This window comes from Dyella marensis (genome assembly GCF_900112865.1).
Lineage (GTDB): Bacteria > Pseudomonadota > Gammaproteobacteria > Xanthomonadales > Rhodanobacteraceae > Dyella_D > Dyella_D marensis_A.
This window is the reverse complement of sequence record NZ_FONH01000011.1, coordinates 62,081-78,886: the sequence shown is the minus strand read 5'-3', so window position 1 is coordinate 78,886 and position 16,806 is coordinate 62,081. Positions and strand designations below refer to the sequence as shown.

Here is a 16,806-nt window from a genome sequence, read left to right as displayed (position 1 = left end):
GCGTCACTGGTACGACAGGGTGAAGGTCGCCGTCGCGCTCACCGTGCCCGCCGCTACCGGCGTGGCGGTCTGGTAGTAGCGCGCGTAGTAGGTGAGGTTCAACGGGCCGTTCGGCGTGGCGCCCACCAGGGCCGGCGTACCGAAGGTCACCGGGGTGAAGGCCTGGTTGATCAGCTGCACGCCGACGTTCTTGGCCCGCCCCGTGCCCGTCGCCGGTGCGATCACGCCGGTGGCGCCGCTGACCGGGTTGGCCGTGTCGAACTCGATATAGAGCTGGCTGCCCGAGGCGCACTGCAGCGAGATCGGCACCACCGTCGCACCGGCGACCGTGCCCACGCCGTTGAACGCCGTGTTGGACACCGTCGGCAGGACCACGTTGATCGTGCTGGTATTCACCGAGCACGAGGGGTAGACGAAGGTCAGCGTCGTGCTGAGATTGAAGTTCTCCATGCGCGTATTGGTCTGGCTGTCATACCGCCAATAGCCCATGGTGCCGCTGTTGACCGTCGCGCCATTGGCGATGGTGCCGGTCTTGACGAACTCCAGGCCCGAAGTCACCGACATCTGGTAGCTGCCCGAGGCGATCGAATCGCCCGGATAAGCCACCAGGTAGTTGGAGGTATCGGGATGGGTCACCCGGTAGCCGATGCCGGCCACGCCGGTGGGGAAGATCACCGAGCCCGACGACGGCTGGCTGCCGGCCACGTTCTGCACGCCGATCGTGGTGGTGTTGGTGCACGAAATCTGCGAGACCGGCGAAGGCGTGAACTGGGCTGACGTCGCCAGCACCGCACCCACCGGCAGGTTGGGATCGATCACGATGGTCGACGCGCCGAACGAGATGTTGACGTTCGCCGTGCTGCCGCTAGTGAAATTGCACCTGGCCTGCACCGCAAGCGGCAACCCCAGCACGAGCGTGACCAGCAACAGCAGAACCCGGCGCATCACGACTTGCCTCCCGGCGCGCAGGTCGCCTCGATCTGTTCGTAGGCGTCGCCGCGGCCCTTGGCGGCCGCCGGCAACTGATAGGGGAAGCTGCAGCGCACCGGCTGCTCGTCGCCGACGGTCCACTGCACGGTCAGCCGACCGCTCTCGTTCGCGCCGCGCACCAGGATGCGTCCGGCCTGGCCCACCACGCCCACGCTGCGCGCCTGCTCGTCGACCACCTCGGCGCCGAACGGCACCGGCTTGCCGTCGCTCTGGCGCAAGCGGACGATCATCGAGCGGCCGCTGCTGGTCTTGAAATGCACCAGCACCACGGCGCCGGCGTGCGGGGCGACCTGGCTGCTGGTGCTGTCCAGCTGCACCGACAGCGGCAGGCCGCGCGGATCGATCTGCACGGTGTTGAGGTTGTACGGCGTCAGGTACGGCACCAGCGCGTAGCCGCCGCGATTGATGCGCACGCCGGAGGCATTGATCACGCGTGCGCCGGCCGCGTCCGGCGCGGCCACGATCGCCACGGTGTCGCCCATCGGCTGGCCGAACACCACGCCGCCGGAGTGCGCCACGATCGAGCCGGCGACGCTCACCGAGCCCTGCGAATAACCCTTGCCGCTGCCGTAGCTGGCGTTGAACTGCGCATACGGCGCGCGATAGCCGCCGTACACCGTGCCGGAGCTACCGGTGTCGGTGCTGCCGCCGCCGTGGTCGTGCGAGGCGGTGGCGCCGTAGCTGAACTGGCTGTCCTGACCAGCCGTGCCGCTCAGCGTGGCCTGTTCCACCATGCGGCCGCTGCTGTCGCGGTTGAGGCTGGCGCCGAACATCGGCGCGTGCAGGCTGTCGCCCAGCGGCAGGGTGAAGCTGGCGAAATACTGGTTGCTGTAGCGGCCGCTGCTGTCGCGCAGGCGCGTGGCCGACAAGTTGTAGCTGATGCGGCGGAAGGTGTTGCTGTAGCCCAGCTGGAACTGCACGTCGGTGCCCTGGCGGTTCCAGTAGTCGGCAGCGGAGCCGGTGACGTACAGCGAGCCGCCGTGCTGGCCCAGGCGCTGGCTGACGTTGACGTCGAAGCGGCTGCGCTGGCGGTCGAGCTGGCTGCTGTAGGCGCTGAAATTGTTACTGGTGTCGCCCGACAGCGCCTTGCGCTGCTCCGGCGTCAGCAGGTTGCCCACGGTGACGCCGTCGATGGTGCTGACCGTGGTGGGATCGACGTAGCGGTAGCCGCGCGCGATGTCGCGCGCCAGCATCGCATCGCGCAGGCCGAGGTAGCCGCTGGTGGAATAGCGGTAGGTGGCCAGCGAGAACGAGGTGTCGCTCTCCGGCAGGATCTTGCTGTAGCTCAGGCGCACGCTCTGGCCGTTCTGCGCGCTCTGGCCGGGGATCTCGGCGTGCGCCGTGGTGATGTCCATGGCGAACGCGCCATAGCGCGTGTTGAGCGCGCCGCCGAGCAGGGCCGCGCCGTAGCCGCTGGAGGCCACGATGCCGGCATAGCCGGTGAGCAGGTTGGTGAAGCCGCGCTGGATGGTGGCCTGGGCCAGCGCCGGATGCGCGTGGATCGAGGCATCGTGCAGTTCGCCGGCAGCCACCGAGAAGCGCGTGACGCCCGGGCGCATCAGCTGCGGCACCGAGGCATACGGCACGGCGAAAGTGCGTACGCGGCCGTCGGCCTCGGTCACCGTCACGTTGAGGTCGCCGCCGTAGCCGGTGGCGTACAGGTCAGAGATGGTGAACGGGCCCGGCGCGACGGTGGTTTCGTACAGCACCACGCCGTTCTGGCGCACGGTGATCCTGGCATTGGTCTCCGCCACGCCGCGCACGGTCGGCGCGTAGCCGCGCATCGAGTCCGGCAGCATGCGGTCGTCGGTGGCGATGCGCACGCCGCGCAGGCTCACGCTGTCGAACAGCTCCCCGCCGGTATACGAATCGCCGATCACCATTTGCGCGCGCCAGGCGGGCAGGTCGCGGCGCAGGTAGGTGTCCAGGTTCTGCCATTGGCGGCGCGAGGGCAGGCCGGCGGAGCCGGACTGCATCAGCAGGGTCGAGTCATGGCGCAGCTGCCAGCCGCCCAGATTCAGGCCGGCGTTGAGGCCGAGGAAGGACGAGGTCTGGCTGACGCCGCGGCTGCTGCTGCGGTAACTGTTGAAGTTGTAGTTGAGCAGGGCCGCGTCGACGCCGCGGTCCCAGTTTTCCGGACTGACGTAGCCGCGCGCCCGCGTGCCCAGCCAGGCCTGCGGGATGCTCACGTCCAGGCGCAGGTTGGGCTGGTCGAAGGTCATCGCGGCGCTGGGGATCAGCGTGCCGATGTCCACGCAGCCGTCGGTGGCCAGCTGCGCCTGCTGCTCGGCGGAAAGCTTCTGCAGCGGCAGGCCGAGCTGGTCGAACAGTGCGCGGCTCAGGCAGGGCATCGCGCTGGCGTCGGGCTTGGGCGCGGCGAAGCGTACGTCGCTGCGGCCGACCCAGGCGCCGTTGAGGAACAGGTCGGTGCGGTACGTGCCCGGCACGATCATCGGGCCGCGCTCGAAGCGGCTGATGTCGCCGGTGTTGCGGCCCGCGCCGGAGAGCAGGTTGCGGTCGAAGCTGGCGTCGACCGCGGCGGAGGCGGAAGCGCCGCCCGGCGCCGCCGCAGCCGAGGCATCGACGGCGGCCGCGGCGGCATGCCAGCTGCCCAGCACGCCGGCGATCGCCAGGCACAGCAACGCGCGCCGGCTGCGGTGGCCGCCGGTGCGGTCGCCGTAGCTGGCGCGCGAAAGGATCACGGCGCGACGGCGCCCGTGAAGCTGTCGGCGGCGCCGAAATCGTTGATCGCGGTGAACTTCACCACGCTGCCGGCGGCCGGCTTCGGCGCGCCGTCATGCAGCGCCAGGCGCAGGTCCGACAGCGGCGCGACCATGCCCAGATCCACCGCCACCGACTTGCCGCCGGCGCTGACGCTGATCTCGGAAATGGTGACGTGGAACGGCGTGGGGTTGTGCGCCACCAGCGCCTTGCCGTCGGCATCGACCTTCCAGGTCAGCTGGGCCGGCGCCTTCAGCGGATCGCCCGGCAGGCCGGCCGGACGGTAGAACAGCTTCAGCCGCGAGCGCAGCGCCAGCTGCAGCAGGTTCTGGCCTTCGGCCTGCGGGCCGGTCGGCTTGGGCGGCACTTCGAGCACGTTGAGCCAGAACAGCGACTCGCGGTCGGCCGGCAGCTGCTCGTGCGTGTAGACGATGCGCAGGCTCTGCTCCTTCTTCGCTTCCATGCGGAACAGCGGAGGGGTGAGCAGGAACGGCACATCGACGGATTCGGGGGTGGAATGGACGTCGCCGCGGTCGATCCACGATTCGACCAGCACGGGGTGGTCGTTGTCGTTGGTCAGGCGCACGGTGACTTCGCCGTCCTTCGCAGGGAAGACCACGCGGGTGCCGCCGATCAGGACATTGGCGTGCGCGGCCGGAGCGCCGAGACACAGGGCCAGCAGGCCCGCGCCCAGGGCGCAGACAAACTTCCTCATGGATTTCCCTCGCAACGAACTTGGATTCCGCCGCCTGGCGGCGGAGAGTGCGCCGGAGCCGCGTAGGGCTCCGGCGCTGACTTGCCTCTTACAACAACCGCCTCAGCCGGGCGGGTCTTACTGGTACAGCATGGTGAACTGCACGGTGGTGCTCACGGTGCCGGCGCCAGCGGCGGCGGTCGCGAAGTACTGCGCGTAGTAGTTCAGGGTGCCGGCGCCGCTGGCCAGGGTGGCCTGCTGCGAAGCCTGCGAACCGGCGGCGCCAGCCAGGTTGATCGAGCTGAAGTCGCCGTTGAGCAGCTGCACTTCGACGCCGGTGGCGGTGCCCGAGGAGTTCTTCAGGTTGCCGTCGGCCATGATGGTCGGACCCGGCTCGAAGTAGGTCTGGGCCTTGGTCAGCGCGCCGCAGCCGCTCAGGGCCAGGTTGAACGCGGTGCGGCCGGCGGTCTGGCCGGCGGCGGTCAGCGAGGTGGTCGACACGGTCGGCAGGGTCACATTGACCGTGGCCGGGCTGTTGCCGCCATTGATCTTGCAGGTTGAGCTGTTGATGGTGCCGGTGACGTTGATGGTGCCGTCGACGGCCGAGGCCTGATTGGGCGCCAGGGCGACGAAGCCCACAGCGGCGATCAGGGCGATGGCGAGAGCGTTCTTCATGGGTATGCCTTTGTCCTTAACGGGTTTTTTGGTTGGGTACGGCAGTTGGTGCGTTGCGGACGCGGGCTTGTGTCTCGTCCCCCTGCGTCTTGTCTTCGAGGGGACGCGCTGCCGGCGCTTGCCTCGATGGCATCGGCCTCATGCAGAAGCCATGCCAAAAAACGTGATGTAGTGCGCATTCGAATTTGAGAAGTGTCTCACGGAATTTGCCGTCGCCACGTTAAGCAACGTCAAAAATCCGTCGAGGTCATTCCGGGTCAAAATGTGACCTTTGGGGGCCAAGTGCTTGCCTGGCTTCGCAAAATATTGCCCGGATAAAGGTGTTACACCCTTCGTGTCAAGCATGCTTGACAGTAGCCATGTCCGTATCTAGCATGCTGTCAAGCTTGCTTGACATGGCAAGCGTCCGACCGCAGGGGATCGAGGGTTATGGAGGGGACGATGGAGAGTCTGACCAGGCGCATCGCGGCATGGCCGGCCTGGGGCCGGGGGCTCCTGTTGAGCCTGATCATGGCCGGGTATTTCGTGGTCATGGCGCTGATGACTCGATTGCACGGGACCGGTGGGCGCGCGCTGACCCTGGCCCTGCTGGTCGGGCTGACCTTGGTACTGGCGTATGTGTCCCGCGCTGCCGCCTGCTCCGAGGCGGAAGGCGAGATTCGCCGCGAGGACCGCCGCTACATCGCCGAGTTCGTTCCGGCCATGGCCGTGTACTTCGCGCTGATGTTGTTCGTCTGGCCGCTGCACAAGACCACCGACGCGACCTGGCTGAGAGCGCTGATCGCTCTGTCGCCCGCGCTGCCGGTGGCCGCCATCGCGCTCTCCCTGTTCCGCTACGTGACTGCCAGCGACGAGTTCATGCAGCGCCTGCATCTGCAGGCCCTGGCGCTGGCCGCGGGCGTCGTGGCCGTCGTCAGCATGGCTGTCGGCTTTCTCGCCGCGGCCAAGGTCGTCAGCCTGGACGGCAGCGTGCTGCTGCTGGTGTTCCCGGGACTGATGCTGGTCTACGGCCCGACGCTGGCCTGGGCCAAGCGCCGCTACCGCGACTGACGCGATGGAGAACCGGGTGCGGGAATTGCGCGCGGAGCGCGGCTGGTCGCAGGCCGACCTGGCCACGCGGCTGGACGTGTCGCGCCAGACAGTCAACGCCGTGGAAACCGGCAAGTACGACCCCAGCCTGCCGCTGGCCTTCAAGATCGCGCGGCTGTTCGAGCAGCCGATCGAGGCGATCTTCCAGCCGGACGGCGCAACGGGGACCTGAGAATTCACTGGGATGGAAGCGGCCGCATGGCCGCCTGAGCGAGGGGAATACAAGCAATGGCCATCAAGGGACGCACCGTGGTGCGCATCGCCGCCGTCGCGCTGGGATTGGGTGCGCTGGCGTGGAACCAGTTCCATCCGCGCGGCGGCGGCGCCGCGGAAGACACCGCGCCGGCCGCCGCGGCGACGCCCACTGCACCGGCCAAGCCGGAAACCTGGCGGCTCGGTGCGCTCACGCTCACGCCGTGCGAGCTGGGCCAGCCCAACAGCGGCCTGACCACGGCTGCCTGGTGCGCGCCGTTTGACGTGCCGGAAAACCGCGACGATCCGCACAGCCGCAAGATCAAGCTGAAGTTCGGCGTGATCCGCAGCAACGCCCAGGTCGTCAGCGACGACATGGTGGTGCTGCTGGCCGGCGGCCCCGGCCAGGCGGCCACCGAGACCTGGCCCGGCGTGGCCGGCGCGCTGCAGCCGCTGCTGGCGCATCGCCACGTGCTGCTGCTGGACCAGCGCGGCACCGGCGGCTCCAATCCGCTCACCTGCAAGCCGCCGGCCGACGCCAAGGGCGATGCCAAAGGCGAGACCAAGGCCAACGGCCTGGAGGACGTCGCCTTCGACGCCGCGAAGCTGCGCACCGAGGCGCAGGTGTGCCTCAAGCAGCTCGACGGCAAGGCCGACCCGCGCTACTACACCACCACGGTGGCGGTGCAGGACCTGGATGACCTGCGCCGTGCGCTCGGCGTGCCGAGCCTGGACCTGGTCGGCGTCTCCTACGGCACGCGCATGGCGCAGCAATATCTGATGCGCCATCCGGACGCGGTGCGCGCAGTGGTGCTCGACGGCGTGGTGCCGAACGGCCTGGTGCTGGGCGAGGACTTCGCGCAGAACCTGGAGAGCGCGCTGAAGCTGCAGTTCGCCCGCTGCGTCGCCGACAAGGCCTGCCACGAGCGCTTCGGCGATCCCTACCAGACGCTGTACCAGCTGCGCGACGCGCTGCGCGCCAACCCGCACCAGGTCAGCTTCCGCGATCCGCAGAACTACCAGACCGTGCAGCGCGTGCTGAGCGAATACTCGCTGGCCAGCGTGGTGCGCATGTTCGCCTACTCGCCGATCACCGCCGCGCTGCTGCCGGTGTCGATCGACGCGGCTGCGCACGGCGACGTCGGTCCGCTGCTGGGCCAGGCCAAGCTGCTGTCGGGCGATCTGTCGGACACCATGAACGGCGGCATGCAGTCGTCGGTGATCTGCAGCGAAGACGCCGACCTGTTCACGCCGCGCCCGCAGGATGCGCACTCGATGCTCGGCACGCGCATGCTCGACACCTTGCAGGCGGTGTGCGCGGTATGGCCCAAGGGCACGCGCCCGGCCGACTTCCACCAGCCGGTGAAGAGCGACAAGCCCGCGCTGCTGTTCTCCGGCGAGTACGACCCGGTGACGCCGCCGGCCTATGGCGAGGAGGTGCTCAAGGGCTTCGCCAACGGCCGCCACTTCGTGCTCAAAGGCCAGGGCCACAACGTGATCGCCGCCGGCTGCGCGCCGGAGCTGGTCAAGCATTTCGTCGAAGACCTCGCGCCCGCGAAGCTCGACGCCAAGTGCCTGGACCGCCTGCACGCCACCCCGCAATTCATCGATTTCAACGGAGCCGCGCCATGATCGAGGTGAAGGACCTGCACAAGGCATTCGGCGCGATCAAGGCCGTCGACGGCGTGGGCTTCAGCGCCCGCGACGGCCAGATCACCGGCCTGCTCGGACCCAACGGCGCCGGCAAGACCACCACGCTGCGCATGCTGTACACGCTGATGAAGCCGGATCGCGGCCAGATCCTGGTCGACGGCATCGATGCCGCCGCCGATCCGCTGGCGGTGCGTCGCCAGCTCGGCGTGCTGCCCGATGCGCGCGGCCTGTACAAGCGCCTGACGGCGCGCGAGAACATCGACTACTTCGCACGCCTGCACGGCCTGCCGGAGAACGAACTGGCGTCGCGCCGCGAAGCGCTGGTCAAGGCGCTGGAAATGGAAGAGATCGCCGACCGGCGTACCGAGGGCTTCTCGCAGGGGCAGCGTGTGAAAACCGCGATCGCCCGCGCGCTGATCCATGACCCGCGCAATGTGATCCTGGACGAACCCACCAACGGCCTGGACGTGATGGCCACCCGCGCGCTGCGCCAGTTCATGCTGAAACTGAAGGCGGAAGGCCGTTGCGTGCTGTTTTCCAGCCACATCATGCAAGAGGTCGCAGCGCTGTGCGATCGCATCGTAGTCATCGCGCACGGCCGCGTCGTGGCCGATGAAACCCCGCAGGCGCTGCGCGAGCAGACCGGCGAGACGAACCTGGAGGACGCCTTCGTGAAGATCATCGGCAGCGAGGAGGGCCTCGCCGCATGAACGCCGTCACTGCCAACGCGAAGCGCGCCAGCGCCTTCCTCACCGTATTCCTCAAAGAGGTGCGCGAGAACCTGCGCGATCGCCGCACCATCATCACGGCCCTGGTCACCGGGCCGCTGGTGGGGCCGATGATCTTCGCCCTGCTGCTCGGTTCCATGCTCAGCCGCGAGCTGGACAAGGCCGAGCAGCCGCTGCACGTGCCGGTGATCGGCGCCGAACGCGCGCCGAATCTGATCGATGCCTTGAAGGCCGGCGGCATCGTGCCGCAAGCGGCGATTGCCAACCCCGAGCAGGCCGTGCGCCGGCAGGACACCGACGTGGTGGTGCGCATCGGCGGCAACTACGCCGAGTCCTGGCGCAAGGGCGAGCCGGTGCAGGTCGAGGTGATCTTCGATTCCTCGCAGCGCGATGCCAACACGTCGGTGGAACGCGTCAGCCGGCTGGTCGAAGGCTATGCGCGGCAGCAGGGCGCGATGCGCCTGGTGGCGCGCGGCCTGTCGCCAGGCACCGCGTGGCCGATCAGCGTGGCGCGCCGCGACCAGGCCACGGCGCAGGCGCGCGGCGTGCTGATGTTCAACATGCTGCCGTACTTCTTCGTGATCACCATCTTTCTCGGCGGCATGTATCTGGCCATCGACCTTACCGCCGGCGAGCGCGAGCGGCAGTCGCTGGAGCCGCTGTTCGCCAACCCGGTGCCGCGCTGGAAGATCCTGGCCGGCAAGCTGGCCGCGATCTGCACCTTCTCCTGTATCAGCCTGTTGATCACGCTGGCGGCGTTCGCGGTGCTGGGGCCGTTCGTGCCGGTGGACAAGCTGGGCATGGAGCTGAATCTCGGCGCGCATTTCGCCGGCACGGTGTTCCTGCTGATGCTGCCGCTGGTGATGCTGATCGCCGCGCTGCAGACCCTGGTGGCGGCCTTCGCCAAGAGCTACCGCGAGGCGCAGATGTACGTGTCGTTGCTGATGTTCGTGCCGATCGTGCCGAGCCTGCTGATGGCGGTGTTTCCGATCAAGGCCAAGGCGTGGATGTACGCGGTGCCGCTGCTGGGCCAGCACCTGGGCGTGATGGGTGCGCTGCGCGGTGACGGCGTCAGCCTGCAGCAGGTGCTGTATTGCCTGGGCGGGACGCTCGCGGCGGCGGTGGTCGCCACGCTGATCACGGCGCATCTGTATCGCTCGGAGCGGTTGGCGATCTCCGGCTGACGCGTTTGTTGCATGGCCCCGGGGCCATCCCGCCCCGGGGCATATAACATGGCGTTTTCCGTTCCGCGAGGAAGACCCCATGCGTTATCGCCTGCTCGCCCTGAGTCTCGCCGCCGCCCTGGCCGGCTGCAGTTCCTCCCACCAGGACGCTGCCGCTCCCGCCGAACCGAAGCCGGCTTCGCCCGCTTCCACCGCGCCGTCCCAGCCGGCGCCGCCGTCCACCGATGCCGACCTCGCCAAGCAGCGCATGGGCGACTACGCCACGGTGAAGCTGAGCGCGGACCTGTCCGGCTTCGACGACAAGCACAAGCGCATGCTGGCCCTGCTGGTGCAGGCGGCCGATGTCACCAACAGCCTGTACTGGCAGCAGTCCTGGGGTGACAAGGCGGCGCTGATGCAGCGCATTCCCGACGAGGACACGCGCCGCTACGCCGAGATCAACTACGGCCCGTGGGACCGCCTGCACGAGGACCAGCCCTTCGTCGCCGGCGTCGGCCCGCGCCCGGCCGGCGTGCAGTTCTATCCGGCCGACATGGGCAAGGAAGAATTCGAGCAGGCCGATCTCAAGGACAAGACCTCGCTCTACACCCTGCTGCGCCGCGATGCGCAGGGCAAGCTGGTCACCGTGCCATTCCACGAGGCCTACAAGGCGGATCTCGACAAGGCCGCCGGCCTGCTGCGCGAGGCGGCCGAACTGTCCGCCGACAAGGACTTCGCCAACTACCTCAAGCTGCGCGCCGACGCATTGCTCAGCGACGAATACCGCAAGAGCGATTTCGCCTGGATGGCGATGAAGAAGAACCCGGTCGACATCGTGATCGGCCCGATCGAGACCTACGAAGACCAGCTGTTCGGCTACAAGGCCAGCTACGAGAGCTACGTGCTGGTGAAGGACCAGGCCTGGAGCGAGAAGCTCTCGCGCTTCGTGAAATACCTGCCGGAGCTGCAGCGCGAGCTGCCGGTGGAGGCCAAATACAAGGCGGAAAAGCCCGGCTCCGACGCCGACCTCAATGCCTACTTCGCCGTGTATTACGCCGGCGACGCCAATGTCGGCGCCAAGACCATCGCGATCAACCTGCCGAACGACGAGGAAGTGCAGCTGAAGAAAGGCACGCGCCGCCTGCAGCTGGAAAACGTGATGCAGGCGAAGTTCGACAAGATCATGCTGCCGATCGCCAGGGAGCTGATCGCGGCCGACCAGCAGTCGCATCTCACCTTCGATGCGTTCTTCGAGAACACCATGTTCCACGAGGTGGCGCATGGCCTGGGCATCAAGAACACGCTCACCGACAAGGGCCTGGTGCGCGCCGCGCTGAAAGACCAGGCGTCCAGCTTCGAGGAAGGCAAGGCCGACATCCTGGGCCTGTACATGGTCACCAAGCTGGCCGAGAAGGGCGAGCTGGACAAGGCCAGGTTGATGGACAACTACGTCACCTTCCTCGCCGGCATCCTGCGCTCGGTGCGCTTCGGCGCCAGCGACGCCCATGCGAAGGCGAACATGGTGCGCTTCAACTTCTTCAAGCAGCAGGGCGCCTTCAGCCGCGACGCGACGACGGGCCGCTACCGCGTCGACTTCGACAAGATGACCGCGGCGATGAACGCGCTGTCGGCGAAGCTGCTGACCATCCAGGGCGATGGCGACTACGACACGGCGAAGAAGTTGACCGACAGCATGGGCAGCATCGATGCCGAGCTGGCGGGCGATCTGAAGAAGCTGGAACAGGCGAAGATCCCGGTCGATATCGTGTTCGAGCAAGGGCTCGATGTGCTGGGTCTGCAGCAGCCCGCCAAGTAAACATCGCCATGTTCCAGAGCGAACCCTTGTCCTCTGGCGGTCCGAGGGTAGTTCCTGTGGGAGGGATGGTGGCGGCAGGCGGATTGAGGGTGCGGGCGGAGCGGTGAATATCACTCTTGCGCTCCGCCCGTACCCTCACCCCAGCCCCTCTCCCGGAGGGAGAGGGGTCCACCCTCATCGTTTCAAGTTGGAATCCTTCTCCCTCCGGGAGAAGGTGGCGGCAGCCGGATGAGGGTACGGCCGGAGCGGTGCACATCACTCTTGCGCTTCGCCCTTACCCTCACCCAAGCCCTTCCCCGAAGGGAGAGGAGCTGTCTACGCCAGCCTCGCCCCATACGCGAGATAGCCAAGCACCTCGCGCATGCTCGAATACACATCCCACACGAACAAGCGCTGCGTGTAATCCCCGCCGGCATCGACCAAGCCCTCCTGCCGGATCGCCAGCCGCGCCCGCGGCAGATGGAAGTACTGCGACACCACCACCACGCTGCGCTGCCCATGCGCGTCCAGCCAGGCACGCGCGTTGCGGGCGGAGGCGCGGGTGTTGTCGCCATGGCGGTCTTCCACGATCGCCTCGGCCGGCACGCCGTGCTCGACCAGCCATTGCTTCATCCCCGCCGCCTCGTCGCGCCCGTCGTCCTCGACGCCGCCGCTAACCATTAGCATGCGGCAGCCGCCGCGCCGGTACAGCGCGAGCGCGGCTTCCAGCCGGATGCGCAGGCGTGGCAGGGGGCGGTTGCCGGGGCCGACGGTGTTGCCCAGCACCAGCGCCAGGTCGGCCGGTGCGATGGGCTGCGTCGCAAGCCCGGCGAAAGCGACGGCCAGCGCGGCGACCAGCCAGAGCAGCAGGCCGAGAGCGCCCAGGCGCAAAGTGAGGCGAAACGTCGGGTGTGTCCGGCGTGCGGCGGAAAGGCGCATGTCCATGCGATCGGCGGCTCCATGAAAGAGGCCGCGATTCTGCTTGGGTGAAATGGAGCGATGCGGGCGCGCTGCTGGCGCGCCGGAGCAACGGGGAGCTCTCCGACGGCCAGAAGCGGTGCGGCGGCCCGGCCTCAGGCGTCGAGGTCGGGAATCAGCCTGCTTTCGAGCCGCGCGATGGTGTCCTTCAGCAGCAGCTTGCGCTTCTTCATCCGCGTCAGCTGCAGCTCGTCGCGGCCCATCGCGACGGCCAGGGCCTCGATGGCGACGTCCAGGTCGCGGTGCTCGACGCGCAGTTCGGCCAGCAGATGGGCAATCTCGGCGGGATCCTGGACCTGCATGGGCGGCGGCTGGCGGCTGGCGAAAGGACGAAGCCCGAGTGTACTCCGCCGGACCCGCGCCGGTGGAGTTGCCGGAAGGCAGGGCCAGGAGGTGGCGGGACCGCTACAATGGGCGGCCTTTCCGCTTCCGCTCGATGCCACGCCCCATGTCCGCCCAGCCCGAAGCCACCCGCAAGCAGCACTACGAGGCCGCCAAGCTGGCCAAGCGCCTGCGCCATCAGGTCGGCCAGGCCATCGCCGACTTCAACATGATCGAAGACGGCGACAAGGTGATGGTGTGCCTGTCCGGGGGCAAGGATTCGTACACGCTGCTGGACATCCTGCTCTCGCTGCAGGCGAAGGCGCCGGTGCGCTTCGAGCTGGTCGCGGTGAATCTCGATCAGAAGCAGCCGGGCTTTCCCGAGCACGTGCTGCCGCAATACCTCAGCGCGCGCGGCGTGCCGTTCCATATCATCGAGCAGGACACCTACAGCACGGTCACCCGCGTGATTCCCGAGGGCAAGACCATGTGCAGCCTGTGCTCGCGCCTGCGGCGCGGCGCGCTGTACGCCTGGGCGGCGGCCAACGGCATCAGCAAGATCGCGCTGGGCCATCACCGCGACGACATCCTCGGCACGTTTTTCCTGAATCTGTTCCACCAGGCCAGCCTCAAGGCGATGCCGCCGAAGCTGCGCTCGGACGACGGCCGCCACGTGGTGATCCGCCCGCTGGCGTATTGCAAGGAAAGCGATATCGCCGAATACGCCGGGCAGCAGCAGTTCCCGATCATCCCGTGCAACCTGTGCGGCTCGCAGGAAAACCTGCAGCGCAAAGTGGTCAGGCGCATGCTGGAGGATTGGGAGAAGCAGTACCCCGGCCGCAGCGAGACCATGTTCCGCGCGCTCGGTTCGGTCGCTCCTTCGCAGCTGGCCGATCGCAACCTGTTCGATTTCGCTTCGCTCGGCGCGCGTGAGGGCGCCGGCCGGGCCGATGCGCACCAGTGGCTTGCCGGTACGCCTGAAGAAACCGTCGAAGCCTGATCCCTCACCTCTCACCTGCGAGTAACGCCGTGTCGCACTTTGCATCCGTTGAAATGACCCCGGGCGATCCGATCCTGGGACTCACCGAGGCCTACCTGGCCGACGCGCGCCCGGGCAAGGTCAACCTTGGCGTAGGCATCTACTACGACGAACAGGGACGGATCCCGCTGCTGCGTGCCGTGCACGAAGTGGAGCAGCGCCTGGCACAGGAAGCGAAACCGCGCGGCTACCTGCCGATCGACGGCCTGCCGGCCTATACCCAGGGCACGCAGAAGCTGGTGTTCGGCGCCGAATCGCCGCTGCTGGCCGCCGGTCGCGTCGCCACCTCGCAGACCATCGGCGGCAGTGGCGCGCTGCGCGTGGGCGCGGACGTGCTGAAGAAAGCGCTGCCGAAGGCGAAGATCGCCATCAGCAACCCGAGCTGGGAAAACCATCGCGTGGTGTTTATCGCCGCCGGCTTCGAGGTGGTGGAGTACACCTACTACGACCCGCAGACCCACGGCCTGGATTTCGCCGGCATGCTGGCGGATCTCGGCAAGCTGGAACCGGGCACCGTGGTGCTGCTGCATGCCTGCTGCCACAACCCGACCGGCGTGGATCTCAACGCCGCGCAGTGGCAGCAGGTGGTGGAGGTGGTGAAGGAGCGCCAGCTGCTGCCCTTCATCGACATGGCCTACCAGGGCTTCGACCAGGGCATCGACGCGGATGCCACCGCGGTGCGCCTGTTCGCCGCCTCCGGTATCGAGTCCTTCGTGGTGACCAGCTCGTACGCCAAGTCGTTCTCGCTGTATGGCGAGCGCGCGGGCGCGCTGACCTTCGTCGCCGCGGACCGCGACGAGGCGCTGCGCGTGCAGTCGCTGGTCAAGCGCACCATCCGCTCGATCTACTCCAGCCCGTCCACGCATGGCGGCGCCCTGGTCGCGGGCGTGCTGAACAGCCCCGAGCTGCGTGCGATGTGGGAGCAGGAGCTGGGCGAGATGCGCGAGCGCATCCACGCGATGCGCGCCGGCATGGTGGAGAAGCTGGCGGCGCACGGCGCGCCGCAGTTCGCCTTCATCCAGCAGCAGGCCGGCATGTTCTCCTACTCGGGCCTGAGCAAGGCCCAGGTCGATCGCCTGCGCGACGAGTACGCCATCTATGCGATCGGCACCGGCCGCATCTGCGTGGCGGCGCTCAACCGCTCCAACCTGGACACGGTGGCTGCCGCGGTGGCGGCGGTGAGCAAGGCGTAAGCGCAAGAACGCACGTCACGACAGCGTCACGCACGATCGCTTGAATTCCGGTCTGACCCAAGGCGCGGCTCTGCCGCGCCTTTTTCTTGCCTGGAGGAAAGCCGTGAAAAAGAGAGCATGGATCGTCCTGTCCGCCGCCCTGCTGTGCGCCTCCGCCGCGCACGCCGCCAGCACGCGCACCAGCTGGGTGGTGTCGCAGGTCTACGGTTACAACCATCCGTTCGCCGCCACCGACAGCGCGGAACTCGCCACCAAGATGTCGACCATGGCGAACAGCGCCTTCGATTTCTATCGCGGCACTGCGCATATCTTCTACCAGGATATGAAGACGCTGCCGGCATCCGCCTACACCACCACGCAGACCGGCTACACCTGGATCGGCGGCGATACGCACTTCGGCAACTTCGGTGCATGGCAGGACAGCGGCGGCAATACCGTATTCAGCGTCGATGACTTCGATGAAGGCTATCTCGGCCAGTACGTGTGGGACCTGCGCCGGCTCGCCACCAGCATGGTGCTGGCCGGTCGCGCCAACGGCCTGGCCGATAGCGATATCAGCACCGCGATCAAGACCATGGTCGGCGCCTACGTCGATGAGATGAGCAACTTCAAGGGCAGCAGCGCCGAGCTGAGCTTCCAGCTCAAGAGCGGCAACACTTCCGGCGTGGTGGGCGACACCATCGGCGCTGCCAAGGGCGATTCGCGTTCGGACCTGCTGTCCAAGTACACCCAGGTCAGCGGCGGTGCGCGCACATTCCAGACCATTGCCGGCAAGCTGGCCACGGTGGGCAGCACGACCTACGACCAGATCGCCGGTGCGATGAGCGGCTATATCGGGAGCATCGCTTCCTCCAAGCGCTATGCCGCGAGCTATTACCAGGTGAAGGACATCCGCCAGAAGCTCGGCTCCGGCGTGGGCAGCCTGGGCAAGTTGCGTTACTACGTGCTGGTCGAGGGTCCGTCGACGTCTACATCGGACGATGTGATCCTGGAAGTAAAGCAGGAGATCGGCAGCGCCGTCGCCATCGTCGACAACGGCCAGCTGCCCGCCGCCGACTACGGCAACCACGAAGGCAACCGCGTCGCCATGACGGCGAAGGCCCAGACCTTGAATGCGGATGTGCTGGTCGGCTACGCCACCATCGACGGCTCGGCTTACTACGTGCACGAGAAATCGCCGTATGCCGAGGATTTCGACTACACCCAGCTCAGCAGCGCCGGCAAGCTCAATACGGCGGCCACCTACCTGGGCCAGGCGCTCGCCTCTGCGCATGCGATTTCCGATCAGGACTACAACAGTGCCATCGTGTCCTACAGCATCGATAAGCAGGTGACGGATGCGGTGAGCAGCAAGAGCGGGCTGGCCAGCGAGATCTCGACGTTTGCCTTCGGCTATGCGGATCAGGTCAATCTGGATTGGCAATCGTTTGTGGGCGCCTATAACGCGGGTACACCACTGTATTGAGCGACAATGGGGCCGGCGCAGGTTGGGGTGAGCCGCAGGCGAACCCCAACAGAGGCATGGACGGAGCGCCTGTTGGGGTTCGCCTGCGGCTCACCCCAACCTACGCCGAA

The 16,806-nt window shown here is 67.4% G+C and carries 15 protein-coding genes; 9 read left to right on the top strand and 6 right to left on the bottom strand.

Annotation, left to right across the window (positions count from 1 at the left end; genetic code table 11):
* Window positions 1–3: 3 nt before the first annotated feature.
* The 4 genes from BM172_RS14650 to BM172_RS14635 form a co-directional block, all read right to left on the bottom strand.
* Entirely contained in the window at window positions 4–945 is a 942-nt protein-coding gene (locus BM172_RS14650) for a fimbrial protein (protein ID WP_026635052.1), read from the bottom strand.
* Complete coding sequence (locus BM172_RS14645) at window positions 945–3,692, bottom strand: fimbria/pilus outer membrane usher protein (RefSeq protein ID WP_026635051.1); 2,748 nt, start codon at window positions 3,690–3,692, stop codon at window positions 945–947. Before BM172_RS14645 ends, BM172_RS14650 begins: the two co-directional genes overlap by 1 nt.
* Window positions 3,689–4,426, bottom strand: a complete 738-nt coding sequence (locus BM172_RS14640) for a fimbrial biogenesis chaperone (protein WP_026635050.1) — start codon at window positions 4,424–4,426, stop codon at window positions 3,689–3,691. Before BM172_RS14640 ends, BM172_RS14645 begins: the two co-directional genes overlap by 4 nt.
* 117 nt (window positions 4,427–4,543) lie before the next feature.
* Window positions 4,544–5,080 (bottom strand): fimbrial protein, encoded by a 537-nt coding sequence (locus tag BM172_RS14635; RefSeq protein WP_026635049.1) that lies wholly within the window; start codon window positions 5,078–5,080, stop codon window positions 4,544–4,546.
* 441 nt (window positions 5,081–5,521) lie between these two features.
* On the opposite strand from BM172_RS14635, the gene BM172_RS14630 reads away from it, so the two are divergent.
* The 6 genes from BM172_RS14630 (at window position 5,522) to BM172_RS14605 (ending at window position 11,721) form a co-directional block, all read left to right on the top strand.
* Entirely contained in the window at window positions 5,522–6,130 is a 609-nt protein-coding gene (locus tag BM172_RS14630) for a hypothetical protein (protein WP_051548604.1), read from the top strand.
* 4 nt (window positions 6,131–6,134) lie between these two features.
* Window positions 6,135–6,341 (top strand): helix-turn-helix transcriptional regulator, encoded by a 207-nt coding sequence (locus BM172_RS14625; protein ID WP_026635048.1) that lies wholly within the window; start codon window positions 6,135–6,137, stop codon window positions 6,339–6,341.
* 56 nt (window positions 6,342–6,397) lie between these two features.
* Window positions 6,398–7,993, top strand: coding sequence for an alpha/beta hydrolase (locus BM172_RS14620; RefSeq protein ID WP_026635047.1), 1,596 nt, complete (start codon window positions 6,398–6,400; stop codon window positions 7,991–7,993).
* Window positions 7,990–8,724: an ABC transporter ATP-binding protein gene (locus BM172_RS14615; protein WP_026635046.1), complete on the top strand. Its 735-nt coding sequence runs from the start codon at window positions 7,990–7,992 to the stop codon at window positions 8,722–8,724. Before BM172_RS14620 ends, BM172_RS14615 begins: the two co-directional genes overlap by 4 nt.
* Window positions 8,721–9,926: an ABC transporter permease gene (locus BM172_RS14610; protein WP_026635045.1), complete on the top strand. Its 1,206-nt coding sequence runs from the start codon at window positions 8,721–8,723 to the stop codon at window positions 9,924–9,926. The genes BM172_RS14615 and BM172_RS14610 overlap by 4 nt, the downstream gene beginning before the upstream one ends.
* A gap of 79 nt (window positions 9,927–10,005) precedes the next feature.
* Window positions 10,006–11,721 carry a dipeptidyl-peptidase 3 family protein gene (locus tag BM172_RS14605; RefSeq protein ID WP_026635044.1) on the top strand — a complete coding sequence of 572 codons (1,716 nt, stop codon included), beginning with the start codon at window positions 10,006–10,008 and terminating at the stop codon, window positions 11,719–11,721.
* 315 nt (window positions 11,722–12,036) lie between these two features.
* On the opposite strand, the gene BM172_RS14600 is transcribed toward BM172_RS14605, so the two are convergent.
* The gene (locus BM172_RS14600) at window positions 12,037–12,645 is read right to left on the bottom strand and encodes a YdcF family protein (RefSeq protein WP_051548602.1); all 609 of its coding nucleotides are present in this window, start codon (window positions 12,643–12,645) and stop codon (window positions 12,037–12,039) included.
* A 128-nt stretch (window positions 12,646–12,773) separates the two neighbouring features.
* Window positions 12,774–12,980 carry a YdcH family protein gene (locus BM172_RS14595; protein WP_026635043.1) on the bottom strand — a complete coding sequence of 69 codons (207 nt, stop codon included), beginning with the start codon at window positions 12,978–12,980 and terminating at the stop codon, window positions 12,774–12,776.
* Between the two features lie 146 nt (window positions 12,981–13,126).
* On the opposite strand from BM172_RS14595, the gene ttcA reads away from it, so the two are divergent.
* The 3 genes from ttcA (at window position 13,127) to BM172_RS14580 (ending at window position 16,696) form a co-directional block, all read left to right on the top strand.
* Window positions 13,127–13,999, top strand: a complete 873-nt coding sequence (gene ttcA, locus BM172_RS14590) for a tRNA 2-thiocytidine(32) synthetase TtcA (RefSeq protein ID WP_026635042.1) — start codon at window positions 13,127–13,129, stop codon at window positions 13,997–13,999.
* A gap of 29 nt (window positions 14,000–14,028) precedes the next feature.
* Window positions 14,029–15,231: an amino acid aminotransferase gene (locus tag BM172_RS14585; protein ID WP_026635041.1), complete on the top strand. Its 1,203-nt coding sequence runs from the start codon at window positions 14,029–14,031 to the stop codon at window positions 15,229–15,231.
* Window positions 15,232–15,334: 103 nt separating this feature from the next.
* A complete protein-coding gene (locus tag BM172_RS14580) occupies window positions 15,335–16,696 on the top strand; it encodes a DUF2252 domain-containing protein (protein ID WP_026635040.1) in 1,362 nt (453 codons plus the stop codon).
* Window positions 16,697–16,806: the final 110 nt, after the last annotated feature.